This is a genomic window from Mesobacillus harenae, assembly GCF_013343715.1.
GTDB lineage: Bacteria > Bacillota > Bacilli > Bacillales > Cytobacillaceae > Mesobacillus_A > Mesobacillus_A harenae.
Map to the genome: position 1 here is coordinate 460546 of NZ_JABUNR010000001.1, position 21085 is coordinate 481630.

The following is a 21085-nucleotide window of genomic DNA, read 5'->3' on the forward strand; positions in this document are numbered from 1 at the left end:
TTCCAAATATACCATAAATCAAAAAAGCTGCGTTCGATTTTTTGAAATTATCTTTGCTAAAACTTCCAATAATAAGATAAAGGGGGGATTCGTTATGCCTAGAGGCAAAGAGCTAGAGCAGCTGCCGATGGCCAATACACTTCCTGGGATGGGAGATGACCAGTCAAAATTTAATAGACAAATTATTAGCGGAATAACGGAAGATGAACAGCCACAGCCAGCCAAAATCAAAGGCGAACTTGAAAAGTCTAAATAAGCAAAGGCGGAGAATGACTCCGCCTTTGTTTTGGTTAGGAAAAGAGATTCTACTGTAATCGCATGCGTTGTTCGCATCCAGCTCCACGCCAAAAGCGACTAGGATGATCTGCCCACCTCCCTGAGATGAGTCAGCATCGAATCGCTTTCATTCTTCGTGTTGGCTCCAGTTTTAGTTACTTATCCTATACTTAGTCGGTATCTCGATTTATGTACTCTGCATCGTAGGAATTTTCCCCGGAATGCACGGATAAAAGTGTATCTGCAAATCCTACAAGGCGGTTAATAATTTCATCTGCCATAGCTAGGACAAGCTTAGCCTGCTCTGGGTCGTGGAGATCAGGATCATCAAAGATAATTGTTGTGTTAATAAATACGTCCCGATTCCCATATAGATTATAATGAACAAACACTTTTCCAATTGCCCCGGGTTCAGAAAGGCCAGGTAAAAAAATGTACCATTCTTCTGCAGTGGCTGAACGAAAGTTTTTGGTGAACTGGAGTTTGGAAGAAATCTCTTCAGGGCCTGACTTTAGTTTGGTGTTTTTGAACTCAATAATCTTATCACTCATTAGAATCCCCCTTCTCAAATTAAGCATGTTCATCAGCGGCATTACGCGGCTCTTACAGTATGGCCATTGGAGAAGAAAATCAAAAATATCTTTTAAAAAGGCTCTGTTAAACTTGGCTGTTGATTTTTTTCGTTTCAGACACTCGCTTTCCGCGGGGCGGTCGGGAAGGATTTTTTTCCCTATCGTGAAAAAGTTACCTCCTCGGCGCTGAAGCACCTGTGGGGTTTCCCCTGTACCGCTGCTCCCGCCGGAGTCGATCGCCATCACTCTAATCAACACTGCTATAAATCAACAATGTTTTTTCTTTAACAGTGCCATTAAATAAGGAGGTGTGGTTCTATTTGGAGTGAAATTTTCTAAGAGGGAGTAAGATGATCCAGCCAAAGTTTAATCACTTATCTAGGCGTAAATTTTGGTTCTAACCATTTCAACAACAAACCTTCCCAAAATTCACTTAATGACAAACTCACTCTACTTTTGAGGAACTCGGTAAAAACTTTGCATTGTGGTGTAAGTGTATGCTCAGTTCCTAAATTGAAAAAGGAGGGAAAAGGATGAATTCTATATGGCTTGCAGTCATTGGAATGAGTGTATTTGCTATTGGTTATCGCTTTTATTCGAAATGGGTAGCTGAGAAAATTTACAGGCTTGATCCGAATTACGTGACACCGGCTCACAGGTATAAAGATGGTGTAGATTTTGTCCCGACAAACAAATATGTTCTATGGGGCCACCATTTTACATCTGTAGCAGGGGCTGCACCAATTGTTGGTCCAGCTATCGCTGTGTATTGGGGATGGCTCCCTGCATTTTTGTGGGTAATTCTTGGGACCGTATTTGCAGCAGGTGTACATGATTTCGGAACTCTCGTTTTATCAGTAAGAAATAAAGGCCAGTCTGTAGGAACGATCACAAGCAAATTAATAGGTAAACGCGCAAAAATTATGTTCTTATTCATAATCTTAATTCTCGTCCTTATGGTAAACGCTGTATTTGCCTGGGTTATTGCCAATTTATTTGTAAAGTTTCCAGCAAGTGTTCTGTCTGTGTTTATTCAGATTCCGTTAGCAGTCTGGATTGGATACGCTGTATACAAACGGAAAACGAATATGTTATTTCCGTCCTTGATTGCTTTAGCAGTAATGTATGGAGCGGCCGTTTTAGCCAGCAGGGTGCCTGCCTTGCAAATTGATCTTGTGAGGTACTTTGGGGGAGCAGATAGCACGGTGATGTTTGGTTTAAACGGCGTTTCGATGGCCTTCTTTGTATGGATTATTATCTTGATGGTTTATTGCTATATAGCTTCAACTCTGCCGGTTTGGAAGCTCCTGCAGCCGCGGGATTATATTAACTCCCACCAGCTTGTTGTCGGGCTATTCATCTTATATGCCGGACTTGTTTTCCTGCAGCCGAAAATTACAGCTCCAGCTCTTAATGGTGCAGCTTCTGATGTGTCATGGTTCCCGCTGTTGTTTATTACGATAGCATGTGGAGCAATTTCAGGCTTCCACGGGCTAGTTTCTTCTGGAACATCTTCCAAACAATTGGATAAAGAAACGGATGCAAGATTTGTTGGCTACTTAGGGGCTGTGGGAGAAGGGATTTTAGCGTTAATTGCTATTATTGCTGTCGTTACCTTGTTTGCTACAAAAGGGGAGTTCGTTGCTGCCTACGGAAGTTTTGCGGCAGCTAGTGCTGGAGGCCTTGGAAACTTCATAAACGGCGCAGCCCAGCTGGCAACAGGAATATGGATTCCAGCTGATATCGCGAGTACCATTGTTTCTGTTATTGTCGTGAGTTTTGCTGCTACGACTTTGGATACTTCTGTCCGATTAATGAGGTATATCATTGCTGAAATTGGAAGCGAATACAATCTTAAGCCGTTAACGAAAACACATGTAGCAACTTCCATGGCCGTTGTGGCAAGTGCCTGTCTAGTCTTGCTCCCGAAAGGTCCTAATGGCTTTGGATCAGGCGGTTACTTGCTGTGGCCATTGTTTGGAACGAGCAATCAGCTGTTAGCTGGTGTCAGCCTCTTGTTAATATCGATTTGGCTGAAGCGTCAGGGCAGAAATTACCTGGTCACCTTTATTCCGATGGTATTTCTCTTCTTCGTGACCTTGTGGGCAATGGTCCAACAGGTGGTTTTTCAATGGAACGTTTTTTCAGGAACAAATCCGAGTGTGCTTCTGTTTTTATTTGGAGGTGTGATCCTAGTGTTCGTGCTTTGGATAATTGTAGAAGCAGTTTCAGCCTTTAACAGGGATGAAACACCGCCGATCTCACAGGATATGTAGGCAGGAGAAGGCCGGGTTTTTTCCCGGTCTCTTTTTAAAAAGATAAGTATAATATTTGAACATTGACTCCCGTCTAGCTCCAGCGCCCAGAGACTAGTGTACTTTGCCCACCTCCCTACGATAAGTCAACATCGAATCGCTCCTGCTCTTCGTGTTTCCTTTATCTCAGTTGGTGTGCTCCAGTCCATATCCTGCTAACGGGCGTTTGTGCTTTTATTCGAGAGAGGAGGGCTGGAATGTCTCTATTTGATAAAATGAAAAAAATAATAGACCTTTATGATGAAATTTTAAAAAATCCTCACCGGGCCGAGATTGCCCGTGAGTTAAGAGATGAAGATGATTTATTTATGCTTCTTTGTTTTTCCGAAGTTGTCGGCCTGCCAAACCCGGCCTTTTATTATACACTCGAACTTTATCCAGTTATTATTGAGAAATTCCATGACTGGCACTTAAGAATGGGTATGGAAAAATCACCGCTCACTGGTTTTAGGTGCTGTTAGGAGGAAAGTAAATTGGAATTTTTAAATAAAAAGATTTATTTTATTGGCGGGAAGGGTGGAGTCGGTAAAAGTACAACTTCCAGTGCCTTAGCCTTAGTGCTGGCTAAACAGGGAAAAAAAGTGCTGCTGGTTTCGACCGATCCAGCTCATAACACGGGAGATCTTTTTCATAAAAAGCTTGATCATGGAAAGATCGCTAATGTTTTACCGAATCTTGATGTTTTGGAGATTAATTCAGAAATAGAATCCAATCGTTATATAAATAGTGTCAAGGAAAATCTGGCTGGCCTTGTTAAGGCTGAGATGCTCGGAGAGGTTCACCGGCAGATCGATCTAGCTGCCTTTTCACCTGGTTCAGAGGAAGCCGCCTTGTTTGATCGAATGACCCAAATTATCCTGGAAGAATCACCTCGTTATCAGTCAATTGTATTTGATACAGCCCCAACCGGCCATACGATACGGCTGCTGACTCTCCCCGAATTAATGGGAGCCTGGATGGACGGGCTCCTTGAAAGGAGAAAGAAATCAAATGAAAATTATTCAAATTGGATGAACGATGGAGAGCCAGTTGAGGATCCTTTGTATGAAAAGCTAAATGAGCGGAGATTGCGCTTCAGCAAAGTCAGGGAACTGCTCCTCAGCAAAACAGCAACAAGCTACCTTTTCGTTATTAACCCAGAAAGACTGCCAATACTAGAAACAGAAAAAGCTCTCAAACATTTAAGTTCCAATGGTATAGAAGTTGAGACAATTGTCGTAAATAGAGTTATCCCAGATCAGGCAGACGGAAGTTTTATGGCCAAACGGCGGAAAAACGAAAAAGGATATTTAGAGCGGATTTCTGAGATATTTAACGGCAAGAAAAGAATTCATATGCCATTGCTGGACCACGATATTTCTACGCTCGCAGACCTTCAGGATTTTGCTGAGCAGTTTGAGTTCAATATAGGTCTTGTGAAAAATTCATAATAGCGATAAGCTCAATCAAAGCGGCTTAAGGATTGGAGGTTTTTCTATGGAAAGAAAAATAGCAGTAGCAGGTGAAATAGAAAGAGACGAAATTTTTGATTATGCAGGCATAAATCGGGAGGAAGCTACTGGAACCGCCTCACCTGATAGCCGGATAAACATGATTGAGGCTTATGAACATTCTCTTAAGCACGATGCCTACTTTTTATGTGTAAAAGAAGGGGACAGCTTGCTTGGGTGGATTATGGTTGATAAAAGCTTTGATTGGCTGAATGGAGAAGAGATTGGCTGGATCAACGATGTCTATGTAAAGAAAGATTATCGCGGACAAGGTCTGTCATCGTGGCTTATGGAAGCAGCTTTAGAAGATCTTCGCCAGCTTGGCCATACGGAAGTACGCTTAAACGTCTATAGCTTTAATGAAAAAGCAATAGCCTTGTATAAGAAATTTGGCTTTGAAAATATTTGCACCTTTATGGGACGGAGTTTATAAGGAGCTTACAACTCGGAGCCCACTCACTATTTAAATGGAGCCTAGAATTCCTCTGGGCTCTTTTTCGTGTTTAATAGAATTTTTTCTGCTGCCTGTCCTTTTCATCCCTTACCTTATATATAGAAGGTGAAAGGGGGTGAAACAAAATGGCACAAGCAATGATAAAAAGTACAAATCTAAGAATGTTTTTTGAAATTGGGCTGGACGAAAAGGGGCAGCCAATTTACAAGGCGAAAACCTACAGCAATGTGAAAAGAGAAGCGACTGCTGACCAGTTTCATCAGGCTGCAACAGCATTAGCAGGCCTAAGCAGCTACCAGTTAGGCTCCATTGAGCGAAATGACAGCTTTGATATTATTTAAGCTTAGAAACGCTTAATGGCAAATATTTTTAAAAATAATTGATAGGAGGTGAACAAATTGGCGAAAACACTGGAATTGAACTTTATTACAGATACTGGAAAATCCGCAAATGTAACGGTAGACAGCCCGAAGGAACCAATTGACCCTGCTCATGTAAAACTGGCAATGGAGCAGGTTATTGCCTCTAATGCATTCTATTCAGTTAATGGAAACCTTGTTAGTGCCAAAGGAGCTAGAGTGGTCGAACGGAATGTAGTGGAATATGAATTGATTTAATGGGACTAGCCGGTTTCTTAGGAAGCCGGCTTTTTATGCGAAAGCGGGCAGTCTATAATTAGCGAAAGCTTGGCACTAAGATACGAAACCTACTGAATTAATGCAGGCCACGCTCATTCTAGTTTACTAGTTTGAGTGCAAATTAAAGGGGGCATTTTGAAAGTCATATAACTAAAAAAAGGAGGTTTGGGAAATGGAACAGCTCATTCCGTTTATAAGCGATGTTGGGTTTCCGATCGTGGTCACACTTTACCTTCTTCACCGGATCGAAGCTAAGCTGGATACGGTCGTACAGTCCATTCACAGCCTGCCCGAACGGATGAATAGCTAACTTAACGTAAGCGCTTTCACTTGACATTTTTAGGTAACAATGCTAAATTTAAGTAAGCCTTTTTGCATCGTAGATTTGTGCAAACTGCTACTGCACCAAAAGATTGGATGAGTAATTGAAGCAGCTGATCGTTGTAAATAGGTTAAATTTTACACATGGCTTGGTTAGCCAATAGGAGGATTTTCTTTTATGACAAACGGTAAAGTAAAATGGTTTAATGCTGAAAAAGGTTTCGGATTTATTGAAGCTGAAGACGGAAACGACGTATTCGTTCATTACTCTGCAATCCAATCTGAAGGTTTCAAATCTCTTGATGAAGGTCAAGAAGTTTCATTCGAAGTTGTCGAAGGTGCTCGCGGACCTCAAGCTGCTAACGTCGTAAAAAAATAATAGATTGCTATTAACAGCCTGGCTCTTTGAGTCAGGCTGTATTATTTTTTTGCTATTTCCAGCTAATTATATTGTAAGGAACCTTTGTGTTCGAATTCTTCTAAGTCAATTCCTCTTAATTCTCCGAGTAATCCCGTATTCGGATCTACATATAAAATTCCAGGTGGATTATGAACACTTTGTGAATGCCAATACTAAAGGTAGAAGTTTCCATTATTAATTGGTAAAATAAACAGGAACAAATGTTCTTAATTTCCTTAAATTGAGAGAAACGGTTTAGAAATATGTCTGCTATAATTATAACTTAGCTAAGTATCTTAAATGATCATTTCAAACTATCAATATATAGAATAAGCGTTAAAGAAAGAGGGATAAGCATGAAATTTATTCATACAGCTGACTGGCATTTGGGAAAGCTTGTTCATGGTGTGTATATGACCGAAGACCAGCGTGAGGCCTTAAGGCAGTTTGTAGAACTTGTGGCTGAGGAGCAGCCAGATGCTGTTGTTATTGCCGGTGATCTTTATGATCGTTCTGTGCCCCCAACAGAAGCGGTCGAGCTGTTGGATGAAGTATTATATAAAATAAATGTAGAGCAAAATACACCTATCGTCGCTATTGCCGGGAATCACGACAGTGCAGAACGCTTGTCCTTTGGGACCTCCTGGTATCGCCATAACCATTTTTACCTGACTGGAAAGCTGACTAATGATTTTAAGCCTGTACATATAAAAGGCGTCAATTTTCATTTGGCTCCTTTTGCAGAACCGGGAATGATCCGTCATTTACTTGATGATTCGTCAATCCACTCCCATCAGGATGCAATGAAAGCTATTGTTGGTAAAATGGAAGAAAATCTGAATCCAAATCAACCCAATGTGTTTGTAGGCCATGCCTTTGTTCTTGGCGGGGAAACATCCGATTCAGAAAGAACGTTATCTGTGGGTGGCTCAGGCTGTGTAACCTCTGACTTATTTGCGCCCTTTTCCTATACTGCACTCGGACATCTTCATAGCCCGGATGCGATTCGGCATGACACTATAAAATATTCCGGGTCCCTATTAAAATATTCTTTTTCGGAAGCTAAACAGCGAAAGTCCGTTTCAATCATTGAAATGGACGAGGATGGAAGCTTTGAGGTCCGTTACCGTTCACTAATACCTAAGCAGGACTTAAGGGAACTTGAAGGCCATATTGAAGAGTTACTGGACCCTTCTTTTTATGAAAAAGAAAACACAATGGATTATTTGAAAGTAACGCTATTGGACGAGGGCGGATTAATTGATCCGATCGGCAAGCTCCGCCAAATCTATCCGAATGTCCTTCATCTTGAACGAAAGCTTGAAAGAGCAGACATGAAGGCAAAGCAAAACTTCACCAGCATTCGTGATGACAAGAAATCCGAAATCGAACTGTTTGAACAATTTTACAGTGAAATGACAACTGCAGAATTTTCCAAACCTAAACGAGATGTGATAAGCAGCGTGATAGATAAGGTGTTAAAGGAGGAGAGCCGCAAATGAAGCCGTTAAAACTAACGATGCAGGCGTTCGGACCTTATGCCAATACGGAAACGGTTGATTTTACCCAGCTTGGGCACAGAACGATGTTTGTTATTTCAGGAAAAACAGGAGCCGGAAAAACGACGATCTTTGACGGGATCAGTTATGCCATCTACGGCAAAGCAAGTGGTGAGGATCGAAACGGGACAGATCTGCGGAGCCAGTTTGCGCACGATGATATCGTAACTGAAATCTCACTTGAATTTTCATTGCGCCAAAAAACCTATTTTATTACACGCTCCCCTCAGCAGGATAAAAAGAAAGCTAGGGGAGACGGATATACAACAATCGGTGCCAAAGCTGAACTTTATATCTTATCTGATGACGGTGAAAGGCTGTTGCTAGCCTCAAATGTTCGTGATGTAGATGAAAAGATTAAGGAAATTATGATTATCGACAGCAACCAATTTCGTCAGATCTTGATGATCCCGCAGGGTGAATTCAGAAAGCTGCTTACTTCAGACAGCAAGGACAAAGAATTAATTTTGCAGCGGCTTTTCCATACAGAGATTTATAAGCGAGTTGAAGAGAAGCTCAAGGAAGATGCAGTGGAGCTGAAGAAAGCTGTCGAAAAGCAGGTCGAAGAGCGAGGCCAGGCACTCAAGAGGATTTCTGCCGTTAATAATGAGGAACTGATTGAATACGTTAAGGCTGGCAGTGTAAATGACTCGATATTGCTGCCGTTGCTCCATAATGAAATAGAATTTATGACTGCTAAGCTGAAAGTAATGCTTCACGAGAAAGAAGCATTTCAGGCCGAACGAGACAAACTCCAACAACAAATCTTCGAGGCTGAGTCTGTGTTAAAACAACTGTCAGCAAAAGAAGATCTCCGCCAGAAAAAAGAACAGTTGGAAAACCAAAAAGATTTATTTAAAACAAAAGAGGAGACGGCTGTTCTCGCAAAGAAAGCAGCCTTGCTTGCACGCCAGGAAGAGCTCTGCCACAGGCTGAAAAAGGATCTGGATGAATACACAGGTCAGTTGAAGCTGCTTGGAAATAAAATCGCAAATTTGTCAGAGGCGTTAAAGACCAGTGAAAAAGCCTTCAAGGAGGAACAGGAGCGGGAGCCCGAGCGAAAAGCTGCTGCTGAGGAAGTAAACCGCCTCGTTCATATAAAAGAAGATGTTCATGCTTTTGAAGACATTGAAAAAGAAACGGCTGCCCTTTTATCAGACCTTAACAAGACGGTCAAGCTAAAAGAGGAGGCTGAGGTTCTCTCTAAAAACATGGAAGAACAGACAAAGGCTTTTTCTCTTGAGAAAGAAGAAATCGAAACAAGCCAGCTTGCTTTCTATGAGAACGAACGTAAGATTGAAATGCTTAATAACCAGGTGGACAAGCTTGTTAAGTACGAACTGCACCTCAGCCGCCTGAAATCAGCTGGTACAGAGGAACAGAAACAGAAACAAAATCTGGAAAAAGCAGAATCATGGCTGGAGGACGGCAAGGAATTGGTTAGCAATCTTGAGCAGAAGTGGCTGCATTCTCAAGCATCGGTTTTATCAGCCGCCCTTAAAGAGGGCGAGGCCTGCCCTGTATGCGGCTCTGATCATCATCCAAAGCCGGCTCTTTCTACTGTTGAAGAGATACCATCTGAAGCGGATATTCAATCAGCCCGTGAACAGCTAAACTCATTGGAAAAGGAAAAAACAGCTGCAGAAAAACGTTTTATTGAAATCCAGACAACAGTTCGCGCTCTGTTCCAAACAGAAGAGGAGCTGCTAACGGATATAAAAAAATACAATAACGAGTTTGATCCTAAGGAACTGAATACTGTTCTATCCATTTTAAAAACGGATAAACAGCATCTAGATGCTGAACAAAGAAGCCTTCAGCAGAAACAGGTTAAGCTTAAATCAATAAAAGAACAGCTGATGAAACTTGAAAAGGATAAGGAAAAGCTTGTTGCTGAAAGTCGTAAGCAAGAGGAACGAAAATCAGCACTGACTATTTCATTTACAGAAAAGAAAACGACTTTTGAAAGAATGAAAGCTTCTATTCCTGAACAGCTGCGAACCATTGCATCCTTTGAAAAATACTATCAGCTCGCTCTAGGGAAACAGGCAGAAATGCAAAAGCAACTGGAGACGGCCCAGCAAAAATATCAGGAAACACGAGAAAAACTTGGGACTGAAACAGCTCGCTTTGAAACAGTGGAAACTCAGGTCAAGGTGACGGAGGAGAAGCTGAGAGCAGAACGAGAGGCATTTAAAACGAGTATGCATGAACAAGGCTTTGAAACTTACCAAGTATACATGCAAGGGAAACGGACTGATCGAGAAATCCAGCAGCTCGATGAGCAGATAAGATTTTACCGTGAAGAGCTTCGCTCAGTGACTGACCGTTTTACCGAGCTCACTGAGCTCTTATCTGGAGTGAAAACGCCAGACTTAAAATCCATTCGTGAAGCTTTCAATGAAATTGAACTAAAAATAAGAAATCAAGATGATGCCTACCAAAATTTATTTATGAAAATGCGAGATAATAAGCAAATCATCGACACTGTCGAAAATATGAATGCAGATATGAAGGAACTTGAAGAACGGTACAAGCTTATCGGTCATTTGTATGAGATATCCAAGGGACAGAACACATATCGAATTACATTTGAACGTTTCGTCTTGGCTGCTTTTCTAGATGCAATTTTAATGGAAGCAAATGTCCGTTTGGCTAAAATGACAGGCGGACGCTATAGGCTGCACCGTAAAACCGACCGTTCAAAGGGCAATGTCCAAAGCGGTCTGGAATTGCTGGTGTTTGACCAGTATACTGGCCAGGAACGACACGTTAAAACCCTGTCGGGCGGCGAAAGCTTTAAAGCTGCCCTTTCACTCGCGCTTGGCCTTGCTGATGTTGTCCAAAATTATGCTGGAGGGGTATCCCTTGAAACCATGTTTATCGACGAAGGGTTCGGAACTCTGGATCCAGAATCCTTAGATCAGGCTATTGAAGCACTCATTGATATTCAAAGCAGCGGCCGCCTTGTTGGAGTCATTTCACACGTACCAGAACTCAGAGAACGAATTGATGCCCGGCTAGAGGTTATCGCAACCCAGACTGGAAGTAAAACACAATTTGTCTTGTTGAATGCATAAAAGATTTTTCGTAAAGACAGGCTAGGAGACTTATTTCTTCTAGCCTGTTTTTTTTATATGTTTGGAAAGAGTCGATGAGGAGAGGCATTTGGAAATTAAAATTCAAATGCATAAATGAAAGTAGAAGATTTCGTTCCAGGAGAATAGTCTCATTAAACAAGTAGAAAACTAACAGTCTCTTGTATTGAAATTTTTTACAATATTAAAGAGAAAAAAGAAAAACCATGAGGTAGGGATTATGCATCTTTTTCTAGCATTTATCAGCATCATAGCGGTATGGGTAAGAAGAGATTATAAAAATTGGCGCATTTATTATTCAACAATGCAGTACGTTGCCCTTGGAAACCTCACCTATAATTTTCTGTGTACATCTCATTGGCTTTGGCAGTTATCGCCTGATATAGACTGGTTCAATCATTCATTGTTAGAAATGTCATATACGTTTATAACATTTCCGCTTACAGCACTAATGTTTTTGTCCCGATATCCGGAAGGAAAGAGTGTCTCGAGAATTTTTCGGCATTACCTTTTTTGGATTGGATTGTATGTAGCAATTGAGATTATTTTAAAATTTCAAGGTACGATTCTATATAAATACGGCTGGGGTATTTGGTGGTCCGCCTTATTCGATTGCATCATGTTTCCCTTTTTGCGTCTCCATTATAAAAAGCCGTTATTAACCTTAGCTTTAAGTGTTCCAATGACAATATTTTGGCTTTGGTTTTTTGAGGTTCCTGTCCATATTCCAATTGATAAGAGGTAACATACACAACAGGGAAATTCTAAGGATAAACCATTCAAATGATGTTTTGAGTGGTTTTTGTGTTTAATAAAAACATCATTACAATCATAATAGAATATCTTTCAATTAAGCTTTTGATCAGTGTTAAAGGTTTTAGCCTAGCATAACTTTCGAATTTATTACCCAGCTAACTGTGTTGTGATACGATATGGTTATTACTAAGATTTTAGGGGAGAGGTGTTCGGATGAAAAGGATTGCGCTGTCCTGGAGTGGGGGAAAGGATGCATGCCTTGCCCTTGACCGACTGACGAGCCAAGGATATGAGGTGGCTTTCCTTGTAACAACTGTACCTTCACATGAAGGGAAAACCTTTGCTCATGAAGAAAAGGTCGAGTTTATACAGCTTCAAGGAGAGGCTCTTGGAATTCCTGTTCGCTTTGTTGAAAGTGAGTTTAAGCATTATACAGAACGTTTTGTTGGGGCTCTGGCTGATTTGAAAGAGAAAGAAAGAATAGAAGGAATAGCCTTTGGTGATTTATATCTTCAAGAGCATCGTGACTGGGGCGAAAGGGTGGCAGAAATAGCAGGTCTCGTGCCCCTCTACCCTTTATGGATGCCGAAGAGCCAGGTAAAAGCTGCTTTAGATGAATTGATTGAGTCAGGCTACAAGGCAATGGTGATCAAGGCAAACGAGGAGAAATTGGATCTTTCCTGGCTAGGCCGGGTGATCGATGTTGAATTCAGCAGAAACATTGGCAAGCTGGAAATTTGTCCATTGGGAGAGTCAGGTGAATATCACACATTCGTGATGGATGGGCCCTTGTTCAGGAAACGCATCGAGGTCGAAACGGGTAATGTAATTTCTCATGGGAACGAAAAACGTCTGGAGTTAACAAGCGGGTGCTTGGTACATAAGTAAAAATGCTGAAGGGAGGGATTGTCATAAGAGAATTTTTCGGACACAATTATAATGCATATCCTTTCACGCTGTTCTCGCTCGGTCATATGTTAATGCTATTTGTTTTCGGGCTAGTCTGTTACATCTTGTTTCGTTGGAAAAAAACTTTTAAGTTTTACGAAAATCAGGTCAGGGTTTCCTTCTTTCTTGGCTTGTTCTTATTGGAGGCCTTGTATCACTACTGGCTCCTGCAAGGGGAAGCGTGGGAGCTTGCGTATTCCCTGCCTTTTCAACTTTGTTCGATAAGCCTGATTTTGGCGTTGGCCTTGCTTGCCGGCAATTCAAACCTTCTATTTCAAATGGTATATTTTATAGGGATTTCGGGAGCAATTCAGGCTTTAATAACACCAGAATTGTTTCTAGGTTTTCCTCATTTTCGCTATTGGCAATTTTTTATAACACATATGCTTATCATTTGGTCCAGTCTTTTTTACATCTCAGCCAAAGGCTTTCGGCCGACACAAAGAGGGCTATGGATTTCGTTTGGATGGTTAAATCTATTTGCCGGAATGGCCTATTTAGTAAACATATGGACGGGTGGCAACTACATGTTTTTAGCCTTTAAGCCTGTTAATCCATCTCTGCTCGATTATCTCGGACCATACCCGGCATATATTCTAGTTCTTGAAGTTATGGCGTTAATACTTTTTTATCTGCTGTATTTACCATTTTTCCTAAAGGGAAAAGAGAAACAGCATGGTTTGTAAAAGGGGGTTCTATATGTCAAGAATAAAGCTAGGAATTGATGCTGGAGGCACATTGCTCAAGATTGCTTACGAGGAAGGTGGACGCCTTCATTTTAAAAAGTTTCCAACAGTAGAGGCAGGTGGCGCTGTCACTTGGATAAAAATGTCCCAGCCAGATGCTAGCGTAACTCTGACTGGGGGAAAAGCTGAATTGCTTAAACGCCATTTTTTTTCGTCCGCCCGTGTCGTACCTGAGTTCGCTGCTTCGTGTACTGGTGCAGATTTTTTGCAAAAGCAATCGAAAGCTCTAATTGAAGGTAAGTACTTGCTCGTTAATATTGGTACAGGGACATCCTTTTATATTGTAGATGGCTACAAGCATGAACGGGTTCTTGGAAGTGGATTGGGAGGGGGCTCGTTCTTGGGTCTTGGATGCCTGTTAACGGGAGAAAGCGAGTTTGCAAAGCTTGTACAGCTGGCAACAGCCGGTGAAAAGGGAAACGCAGATTTGCTGGTGAAAGATGTTTACACCCCTGCAGAGCCGCCAATCGACGGGAACTTAACAGCAGCTAATTTTGCGAATAGTAATATTAAGGGCAGTTCTGCAGGTGACCGGGCTGCTTCCTTAATCAACATGATCGCAGAGACTTTAATTTTGCTCGGTGTCCAGACAGCTTCGCTTCACAAAACAAAACATGTGGCTTTTATTGGAAGCACTCTGTCTGCGAATCTTCCAATGAAAAACGCTTTAAAGCATTTCGCCCAGATGACTGGACTTCAATCAATTTTTATTCCAAATGGTGAGTATAGTGGTGCTGTCGGTGCCCTGATGCTAGATGATAAGTAATAGGAAAATCCCTTAAGCACTTTGATTCATATCCAGAGCAAGCGGTCGGCTCCGCATTCGATTGTCCAGCTTTGCCTCCGAGAAACTCGGCAAACTTCAGCTCCTCCGGCAGAAGCAAGGAACGCTTCTTAGTCGAAGCTTGCAGTTTGCTCGTTTCTAAGCGGTCGGCTCTGCATTTCGTGTTGCTTGATCATTTTCCTTTTTCGAGCTACAGTAAAAAAGAGAGATACCATAAAGTAGGTGGCAGCTTTGAGTAAGAGATATTTTACTATTGGAATGGCTGGGCATATTGACCATGGGAAAACGACGCTGACAAAAGCGTTAACCAATGTCGATACTGACCGGCTTAAAGAAGAAAAGGAACGCCAAATCTCGATTGAACTCGGGTTTGCACCGTTATACGAAAGTGACGAGCTGCAAATTTCTGTTGTTGATGTTCCTGGACATGAACGATTTATTCGCCAAATGATTGCAGGGGTGGCTGGGATTGACCTAGTCGTTCTTGTCGTGGCAGCAGATGAAGGGGTTATGCCGCAAACACGTGAACACCTCGATATCTTGGGTTTTCTCGGGATTAAAAATGGGATAGTGGCCATAACCAAGATCGACCGGGTCGAAGAGGAATTTGCCGAACTTGTAAAGGATGATATACTTGGCGAGTTAGATGGGACTGTTTTCGAGAACTCTCCATTTGTAGTCGTGGACAGCTTATCGAAAAAGGGTATTGATGAACTTAAAAATTTGATTATCGACACGCTGAAAGAGCAGGAAACCAGAGATAGCAAAGGGGCATTTCGGCTCCCGATTGACCAGGTTTTCACAGTGAAAGGCCAAGGAACAGTTGTCCGCGGTACGGTGTATGAGGGGATGGTTGAGGAAGGCCAGACATTAAAGGTCATGCCTGAAGGAATTGAAGTCCGGGCCAGACAGCTTCAGGTACACCATAAGCAGGCGACTCAGGCATTTGCGGGACAAAGAGCTGCCATTAATATATCGGGAATATCAAAGGAAGATCTGGAGCGGGGTGATGTCTTAGTATCGTCTGAGCATTTTATCGTTACCAATACAATAGATGTCGCAATCCGGATTGCAGGGGATTTGGATTACCTGGTTAAGCAGCGGACTCCAATTAAATGCCATATTGGTACCGCAGAAGTTATGGGGCGGATTGTCTTTTTTGACCGGAATGAACTGAAGGAAGAGTCTGGAGAAATTCTGTGTCAGCTCCGGCTGGATGAGGAGATTGTTACAAAGCGAGGAGATCGTTTTATTATCAGAAGGCCGAGCCCAGCGGAAACAATCGGAGGCGGCTGGGTCATTGACCCGCGCGCTAATAAATACCGGTTTGGGAAACAGACCATAGTCGAACTTGAAAAGAAAAAGGAAGGGACGCCTGAGGAGCGGATTATTGCTGCACTCCAAGAGGCCAAAAGCCTTCCCTTGAATGAGCTGATTAAGCGCACTGCTCTCGACGAAAACACGTTGAAAACTGCTCTTGGGAATGATCCATTTGTCTGTTATAACGGGAAAGAATACTCTTTGTCAGGAATCGTTGAGGCAATAATTGATAAAATGAACAGCCGCTTGGCAAGCTTCCACTCAAACACGCCTATGAGGCAAGGCTTAAATAAAGCCGAGCTGCTGCAGTCTTTAGCTGAATTATACTCTCGTTCGCTGCTTGATTATGCAGTTGAACAAGGGATCAATTCGGGGCTTCTTGCAAGAAGAGGCCAGTTTGTGGCATCTGCTGATTTTTATCCCCATGTCCCTAAAAGCTGGGAAAAACGGACTGAAAATATGCTAGCAGCGTTAAAAAAGGATGGCATGAAGGTACAATATCTTAAAGATTATTTTAAAAACGCCGGTTTACCTGACACATTGGCAATCGACCTAAAGCATTATTTAGAAGAACAAAACCTCATTGAACCGCTTGATGATCAATATTACTGGCATAGCGATGTTTTCAATATTGCTGTCGCTCAGCTCAGGAAAGGGACAAGCACTGAATTTGAAGTGCCTGATGCCAAAGGAGTTCTCGACCTGTCACGAAAATACATGATTCCATTTTTAGAGCGGCTCGATGCCAAAGGCTTTACAAAGAGGATTGAAAATAAGCGTATCTGGCAGAACTAATTAATCTTAAAAAAGCAATACAATGAGATGCAAATAGTCTTGTTGTGCTGCTTTTTTTTGATGGGTAAATCCCGGAGTCTTAATGGCAGGACACAGATGAAAATCATCCCACGCTATTTTGAATGCGGTTGAGAAGGACCACTATTTATGCGTAATCTGATATAGTAATAGAAGATTAGATTATATTCTTGTCAAACAACCATGTGATAAAAGCATAAAAGTGGGGGACCATATGAGACGCAAGCAAAGCAAGAAAAAAATCCAGCGAAACTTTAATATCGCCATTCTGCTATTTTTTCTTTGTGTGTCTTTTGTAATAGCTGATCATTTTTTCCATGAACGCGGCAGCCATTCCGTGGTCAACAATACATCTGAAGAGGTTCAAAAACATACACCGACGATTCGGCGAGAACTGCAAAAGGTTCAGCTAGAGGAATACACTGTTGTGTTAGCAGCGATCATGCAGCAAGAAAGTAATGGCCAGGGAGGTGATCCCATGCAGTCCTCTGAATCTCTCGGACTGGCTCCCAACAGTATTTCTGATCCAGAGCAAAGTATTAGACAGGGAGTAAAGCATTTTGAACATGCTGTAACCTATGGCAGTAAAAAACAGGTGGATTTTCAAACAGTAATTCAGGCCTACAATATGGGGATTGGTTACATAGATTATGTTGAGCAGCATGGAGGTAAGCACAGTGAGGAACTCGCTAAAGAGTATTCACATAAACAGGTACAAAAGAAGCCGGAGGTCTATAACTGCAGAGGAGATAAAACAAGTTATCTTTATCCGTATTGCTATGGAGACTATACCTATAGTACTAAGATAGTTAAAAACATAGAAACACTAACAGCTAGCAGCCAAATGTTTTTTGAAGAGATCTCTTTTTAAGAAGCCCAGTGAAAAGACAAAAAAATCGGGCTCCTGGGGAACCTCGATCTAAGGGATTAACTAAAGCGTTACGCTAATTTCGCCATCTTCATTAATTTCAATGGTTGAATAACTGTAAAAGGGCTCTGTTGTTGTGATATCTGTATCTGGGTCCTCCAGGCTAGCTATATAGCTCTGATAGGCATCCGGGTCTTTAACTAAATGATAAAAATAAACCATTTTACCCTCTTCATCGTTCGTGGTCATACGTACAAAACGGTCATGGTATCTATCTTTAAACCAATTTTGTGCTTCCTCATGATTTTTGAAAATCGGCATATCGTCAACGAGATGCTCAATATCGAAATCCATCGAATTCACCCTCCTTTCACTGTTACATATTGTGCCCTTAAGGAACGGGTTTATGATTAGCTATTCCTTTGAGGTTTGGATTGTTTTTGGATGAGGACCAACCATCGTAAAGGATTAACGCGGTTGGTTATGGTACAACTTAGAATAATTATCGTTAAGGAATATATTGTTTTTTTATGGAATATAATTATAAACTAGGCTTGAGCTCCTTCAAACAATACCTGATGTTTTAAAAAGGCCTGGTTTCGTGAACTTTGTTGCTATTTAAAAAATGCAGTCGTTGATTTCCGCTTCAGATGCTCGCTTTCCGCGGGGCGGGCGGTGAGCCTCCTCGACGCATTAGCGTCTGTGGGGTCTCACCTGTCCCGCAGCTCCCGCTGGAGTCTCGCACCTTCCGCTCCAATCAACTTTAGTTTTCAAAACTCATGCAAGAACAACAGTCTTTTAGAAAAGAGCCTTTCAAAAAGATGCAAATCAGTAATCTAATGGCCAATAAATTTATCTGAAATCATTTAAATTAAGTCTAATACTTTCTCCAACGCCTGAAGGATCAAGTACAACTCGTACAAGAAAAAACGAAAAAAGAGACCGGGCGATTTAACACCTGGTATCTCTTATGACTAATTAGTAGTTTCTGATCTCCGTTTGTCCAATGATCGGGATTGCATAGCTTCCCAAGAGCGTGGAAGTCTGGACTTACTTATTGGCTTTCCTTGTAGAATGCGAAAATTTCTTGAGCTTCTGTACTGTATTTGATTTCTACATCGGTATCATTAAAGAACCAGGCATCATTGGATTCCACATAAAAAGTGATTCCTTCGATTTCCTGCTCTTCACCTAATACATGCGGAGTTTCCTTTGAAAATGCGAGGGAGTAACCTTTATTTTTTTTACCAAAACCTGCATATTGCGGGTATAACCGGATATAAAAAGGCTTTTGCGATTGAAATTCATTTTCGAACCATTTGTATGCGTTATTTTCTATTAAAATCATTTTATTGCACCACCCTTTCATAGTTTAAGTTTAATTTTTTCATAAGCAATTGTCTGTGTTTGTTATCACAGAAAAGGGGAGCAGGTTTAAAGTGTCATAAAATTGCCAAAAGTACTCTCGCTTAAATCACACAAAAAAAGCAGAGCCGTTTGGGGTCTGCTTAAACATCTGTTCAAACCGTTGCTTCTATTTTCCTCATTGCTTCCGGTATGTAAACGCAGAAAGGTTCGCTCTCTAAATAATCTCCAGTTACTGCATAAGTGCGGGAACGAGAGCCGCCGCATACAAATCGATATTCGCAAACTCCGCATTTTCCTTTATAAAGATTAGGGTTACGCAGTTCTTTTAAAACAGGAGCCTCACGGTAAATTTCAGCTAGGGAAGCTTCTCGGACATTCCCAGCCTTGATTGGCAATAAACCGCTTGGAAGAACATCTCCCACATGTGAAACAAAGATAAACCCATTTCCGTCGTTAACACCTTTAGGGGCCCGCTTTAAACCGTCTATGACTGAAGCCATATCCTTTGTGAGGGTGTCCTCATACCGAATTTCTCCGCGGTCGACAATGTGTTCTTTTGCCTTCTGTTGAAAAACGACGCGGCGGTAATGCTGGGCAGCCGTTGTTTTGATATCATAAGGAGCTGTTTTGCTGAGCTTATATAGCCAGCGGAATACTTTTTCATGCTCAGCAGGTGTTAAACAATCATCCATTTGTCCCCGGCCTGTTGGCACAAGCAGAAATATGTACCACATGACTACCTTGAGTTCCTTCATTAGCTCAGCCATTTCTTCAAGATGATGATAATTATAACGTGAAATGACTGTATTAAGCTGAAGTGGCATGTTTAGTTCATTTAGATATTTAACTTTTTCCAGTGTTAAATCGAATGATCCGGGTGTGCCCCGGAAATGATCATGAATTTCTGGTGTCGGGCCGTCGAGGCTAAATGCCCATCGTGACAAGCCGGCTTGTTTAGCTCTCTTCATTCGTTCCTTTGTCACATTTTCTGTTGCACTAGGTGTCATTGAAACCCGCATTCCTTTTTTTACAGCATAGTCTGCTAGTTCAAAAAGATCTTCCCTCATCATGCAGTCTCCACCTGTAAAAACAAGCATGGGATTATTCATTTTGTAAATCTGGTCAATTAATGTTAAGCCTTCTTCATGAGTCAGTTCGCGGGGATCAGGTGATATTTGGGCATCTGCACGGCAATGTATACATTTTAGCTGACAAGCTCGTGTCACTTCCCAAATCACAATGTAAGGATTTTCGTTATAGTCGATTAAACTTCCAGGGTGCCCTCCGGTATGAGGGTGTCCATTTCCATGTGGATGCATTTGTATCTTCATCACCAATCTTTTTGTTTTTTACATACAAACAATCCTGCTGTTAACTAGTTTGTATAGGTTTATTATAAAATTAGAAGACAGATCTGGAGTCTTTGAATGTTACAATTAATCTACAAAAGGCCGACGATATTATGACGTTAAACCGCGATGATAGGATTGATCGAGGGGTGAAAAATGAAAAGTAAAAGAAGCAAAACTGAAAGCAAGGTGGATGGAGTTTTGAAGGCTAGCTTACCTTTTGATATCGGATGTATGGGTTGCGGTTGTTTACCAGCAAGTGTGCTATTGATAGGACTGGTTATCTATGCAGGAGCTTCTTTAATTTAAATAGTCAGAAAAAAATTTCGATTCTGAAACATAAATCGCCTGAGCATCGTCTAATTACACAGGATCACTTGATTAATCTTTGATACATAGGATGAACGAATGGGGGAGTGCTCAGGTGGTAAAATCTCATGTTTTTGGGGCAGGGTTGTTTTTGTTGGCTGCTTTTGGCTTAAGTTGGAGCCTGTACAATCAATATACACCTAAACCCCCCAATGGTCGGTTGGCAACCGTGGAAGATAAAGTAGTGATGGAGTCTGGCACTTATTCTTGGGAGCGGTGGGGGCGGTCGGCAACGGCTAATTTTTTGGGTGATCCAACTGGAGTGGTTCGAGACAATGAGCCACTGATTGTTGAAACAACCGACACGCTCGAATTCACCTTTGATTCTGTGCCTGCCTCAATTGATTGTTATTTGTGGGAAATGGATACTGGTGAAGTAGTATACAGTGGCGGGTTAAATGAAAGAACATTACAGTTTGAACAATGGAATGTGAGCCCGGGTGACTATGCAATAGAAGTACGAGCAAAATGGGCAGAAGGTTATGTTCTTTATCATGCAAGGATTCTGGTACCGGAGTAATGGTAATCTTTCAGCCTGTCCCCACATTCAGGTTATTTTAGCTGCTATGCATGCTAAAAACACATCTCCTTTACATAAAATGGCTGCGATTTGTTTGTCTGATGGGAAAAATCGGAAAAAC

23 protein-coding genes are annotated in these 21085 nt (G+C 41.6%); 19 read left to right on the forward strand and 4 right to left on the reverse strand.

What is annotated here, in order from left to right; all coding sequences use genetic code 11:
- The first annotated feature begins 94 nt into the window (after positions 1–94).
- A complete protein-coding gene (locus HRJ06_RS02065; RefSeq protein WP_174727966.1) occupies positions 95–256 on the forward strand; it encodes a hypothetical protein in 162 nt (53 codons plus the stop codon).
- 190 nt (positions 257–446) lie between these two features.
- On the opposite strand, the gene HRJ06_RS02070 is transcribed toward HRJ06_RS02065, so the two are convergent.
- Positions 447–827 carry a hypothetical protein gene (locus HRJ06_RS02070; protein ID WP_174727969.1) on the reverse strand — a complete coding sequence of 127 codons (381 nt, stop codon included), beginning with the start codon at positions 825–827 and terminating at the stop codon, positions 447–449.
- A 554-nt stretch (positions 828–1381) separates the two neighbouring features.
- Here HRJ06_RS02070 and HRJ06_RS02075 point away from each other — a divergent pair.
- From HRJ06_RS02075 to HRJ06_RS02150, 16 genes are all read left to right on the forward strand, one after another.
- Positions 1382–3124: a carbon starvation CstA family protein gene (locus HRJ06_RS02075; protein ID WP_174727972.1), complete on the forward strand. Its 1743-nt coding sequence runs from the start codon at positions 1382–1384 to the stop codon at positions 3122–3124.
- A 236-nt stretch (positions 3125–3360) separates the two neighbouring features.
- On the forward strand, positions 3361–3624 hold the full coding sequence (locus tag HRJ06_RS02080; RefSeq protein WP_174727975.1) for a cory-CC-star protein: 264 nt from the start codon (positions 3361–3363) through the stop codon (positions 3622–3624).
- A 12-nt stretch (positions 3625–3636) separates the two neighbouring features.
- A complete protein-coding gene (locus HRJ06_RS02085) occupies positions 3637–4593 on the forward strand; it encodes an ArsA family ATPase (protein WP_174727979.1) in 957 nt (318 codons plus the stop codon).
- Between the two features lie 46 nt (positions 4594–4639).
- Positions 4640–5086, forward strand: coding sequence for a GNAT family N-acetyltransferase (locus HRJ06_RS02090; protein WP_174727982.1), 447 nt, complete (start codon positions 4640–4642; stop codon positions 5084–5086).
- Positions 5087–5232: 146 nt separating this feature from the next.
- The gene (locus HRJ06_RS02095; protein WP_174727985.1) at positions 5233–5448 is read left to right on the forward strand and encodes a DUF1659 domain-containing protein; all 216 of its coding nucleotides are present in this window, start codon (positions 5233–5235) and stop codon (positions 5446–5448) included.
- A gap of 57 nt (positions 5449–5505) precedes the next feature.
- A complete protein-coding gene (locus tag HRJ06_RS02100) occupies positions 5506–5724 on the forward strand; it encodes a DUF2922 domain-containing protein (RefSeq protein WP_174727988.1) in 219 nt (72 codons plus the stop codon).
- A 193-nt stretch (positions 5725–5917) separates the two neighbouring features.
- Positions 5918–6055: a YvrJ family protein gene (locus HRJ06_RS02105; protein ID WP_174727991.1), complete on the forward strand. Its 138-nt coding sequence runs from the start codon at positions 5918–5920 to the stop codon at positions 6053–6055.
- A 189-nt stretch (positions 6056–6244) separates the two neighbouring features.
- A complete protein-coding gene (locus HRJ06_RS02110) occupies positions 6245–6445 on the forward strand; it encodes a cold-shock protein (protein ID WP_174727994.1) in 201 nt (66 codons plus the stop codon).
- Positions 6446–6822: 377 nt separating this feature from the next.
- On the forward strand, positions 6823–7968 hold the full coding sequence (locus HRJ06_RS02115) for an exonuclease SbcCD subunit D (protein WP_174727997.1): 1146 nt from the start codon (positions 6823–6825) through the stop codon (positions 7966–7968).
- Positions 7965–11105 (forward strand): AAA family ATPase, encoded by a 3141-nt coding sequence (locus tag HRJ06_RS02120; RefSeq protein WP_174728000.1) that lies wholly within the window; start codon positions 7965–7967, stop codon positions 11103–11105. Before HRJ06_RS02115 ends, HRJ06_RS02120 begins: the two co-directional genes overlap by 4 nt.
- 238 nt (positions 11106–11343) lie before the next feature.
- Positions 11344–11868 (forward strand): CBO0543 family protein, encoded by a 525-nt coding sequence (locus tag HRJ06_RS02125; protein WP_174728003.1) that lies wholly within the window; start codon positions 11344–11346, stop codon positions 11866–11868.
- A gap of 224 nt (positions 11869–12092) precedes the next feature.
- Positions 12093–12767, forward strand: a complete 675-nt coding sequence (locus tag HRJ06_RS02130; protein WP_174728006.1) for a Dph6-related ATP pyrophosphatase — start codon at positions 12093–12095, stop codon at positions 12765–12767.
- Between the two features lie 2 nt (positions 12768–12769).
- Positions 12770–13513, forward strand: coding sequence for a YwaF family protein (locus HRJ06_RS02135; protein ID WP_197969803.1), 744 nt, complete (start codon positions 12770–12772; stop codon positions 13511–13513).
- Positions 13514–13526: 13 nt separating this feature from the next.
- Entirely contained in the window at positions 13527–14339 is an 813-nt protein-coding gene (locus HRJ06_RS02140) for an acetate and sugar kinases/Hsc70/actin family protein (protein WP_174728009.1), read from the forward strand.
- Positions 14340–14588: 249 nt separating this feature from the next.
- Positions 14589–16472: a selenocysteine-specific translation elongation factor gene (gene selB, locus HRJ06_RS02145; protein ID WP_174728011.1), complete on the forward strand. Its 1884-nt coding sequence runs from the start codon at positions 14589–14591 to the stop codon at positions 16470–16472.
- A gap of 232 nt (positions 16473–16704) precedes the next feature.
- Positions 16705–17361: a lysozyme family protein gene (locus HRJ06_RS02150; RefSeq protein WP_174728013.1), complete on the forward strand. Its 657-nt coding sequence runs from the start codon at positions 16705–16707 to the stop codon at positions 17359–17361.
- Between the two features lie 60 nt (positions 17362–17421).
- Here HRJ06_RS02150 and HRJ06_RS02155 read toward each other — a convergent pair whose 3' ends face one another.
- The 3 genes from HRJ06_RS02155 to HRJ06_RS02165 form a co-directional block, all read right to left on the reverse strand.
- Positions 17422–17712, reverse strand: a complete 291-nt coding sequence (locus HRJ06_RS02155) for a hypothetical protein (protein WP_174728015.1) — start codon at positions 17710–17712, stop codon at positions 17422–17424.
- Positions 17713–18412: 700 nt separating this feature from the next.
- On the reverse strand, positions 18413–18706 hold the full coding sequence (locus HRJ06_RS02160) for a HesB/YadR/YfhF family protein (RefSeq protein WP_174728017.1): 294 nt from the start codon (positions 18704–18706) through the stop codon (positions 18413–18415).
- Positions 18707–18878: 172 nt separating this feature from the next.
- Positions 18879–20045, reverse strand: a complete 1167-nt coding sequence (locus tag HRJ06_RS02165) for a TIGR04053 family radical SAM/SPASM domain-containing protein (protein WP_174728162.1) — start codon at positions 20043–20045, stop codon at positions 18879–18881.
- A gap of 186 nt (positions 20046–20231) precedes the next feature.
- On the opposite strand from HRJ06_RS02165, the gene HRJ06_RS02170 reads away from it, so the two are divergent.
- Positions 20232–20384 carry a hypothetical protein gene (locus HRJ06_RS02170; protein WP_174728019.1) on the forward strand — a complete coding sequence of 51 codons (153 nt, stop codon included), beginning with the start codon at positions 20232–20234 and terminating at the stop codon, positions 20382–20384.
- Between the two features lie 115 nt (positions 20385–20499).
- Entirely contained in the window at positions 20500–20964 is a 465-nt protein-coding gene (locus HRJ06_RS02175) for a hypothetical protein (RefSeq protein ID WP_174728021.1), read from the forward strand.
- The last annotated feature ends 121 nt before the right edge of the window (positions 20965–21085 follow it).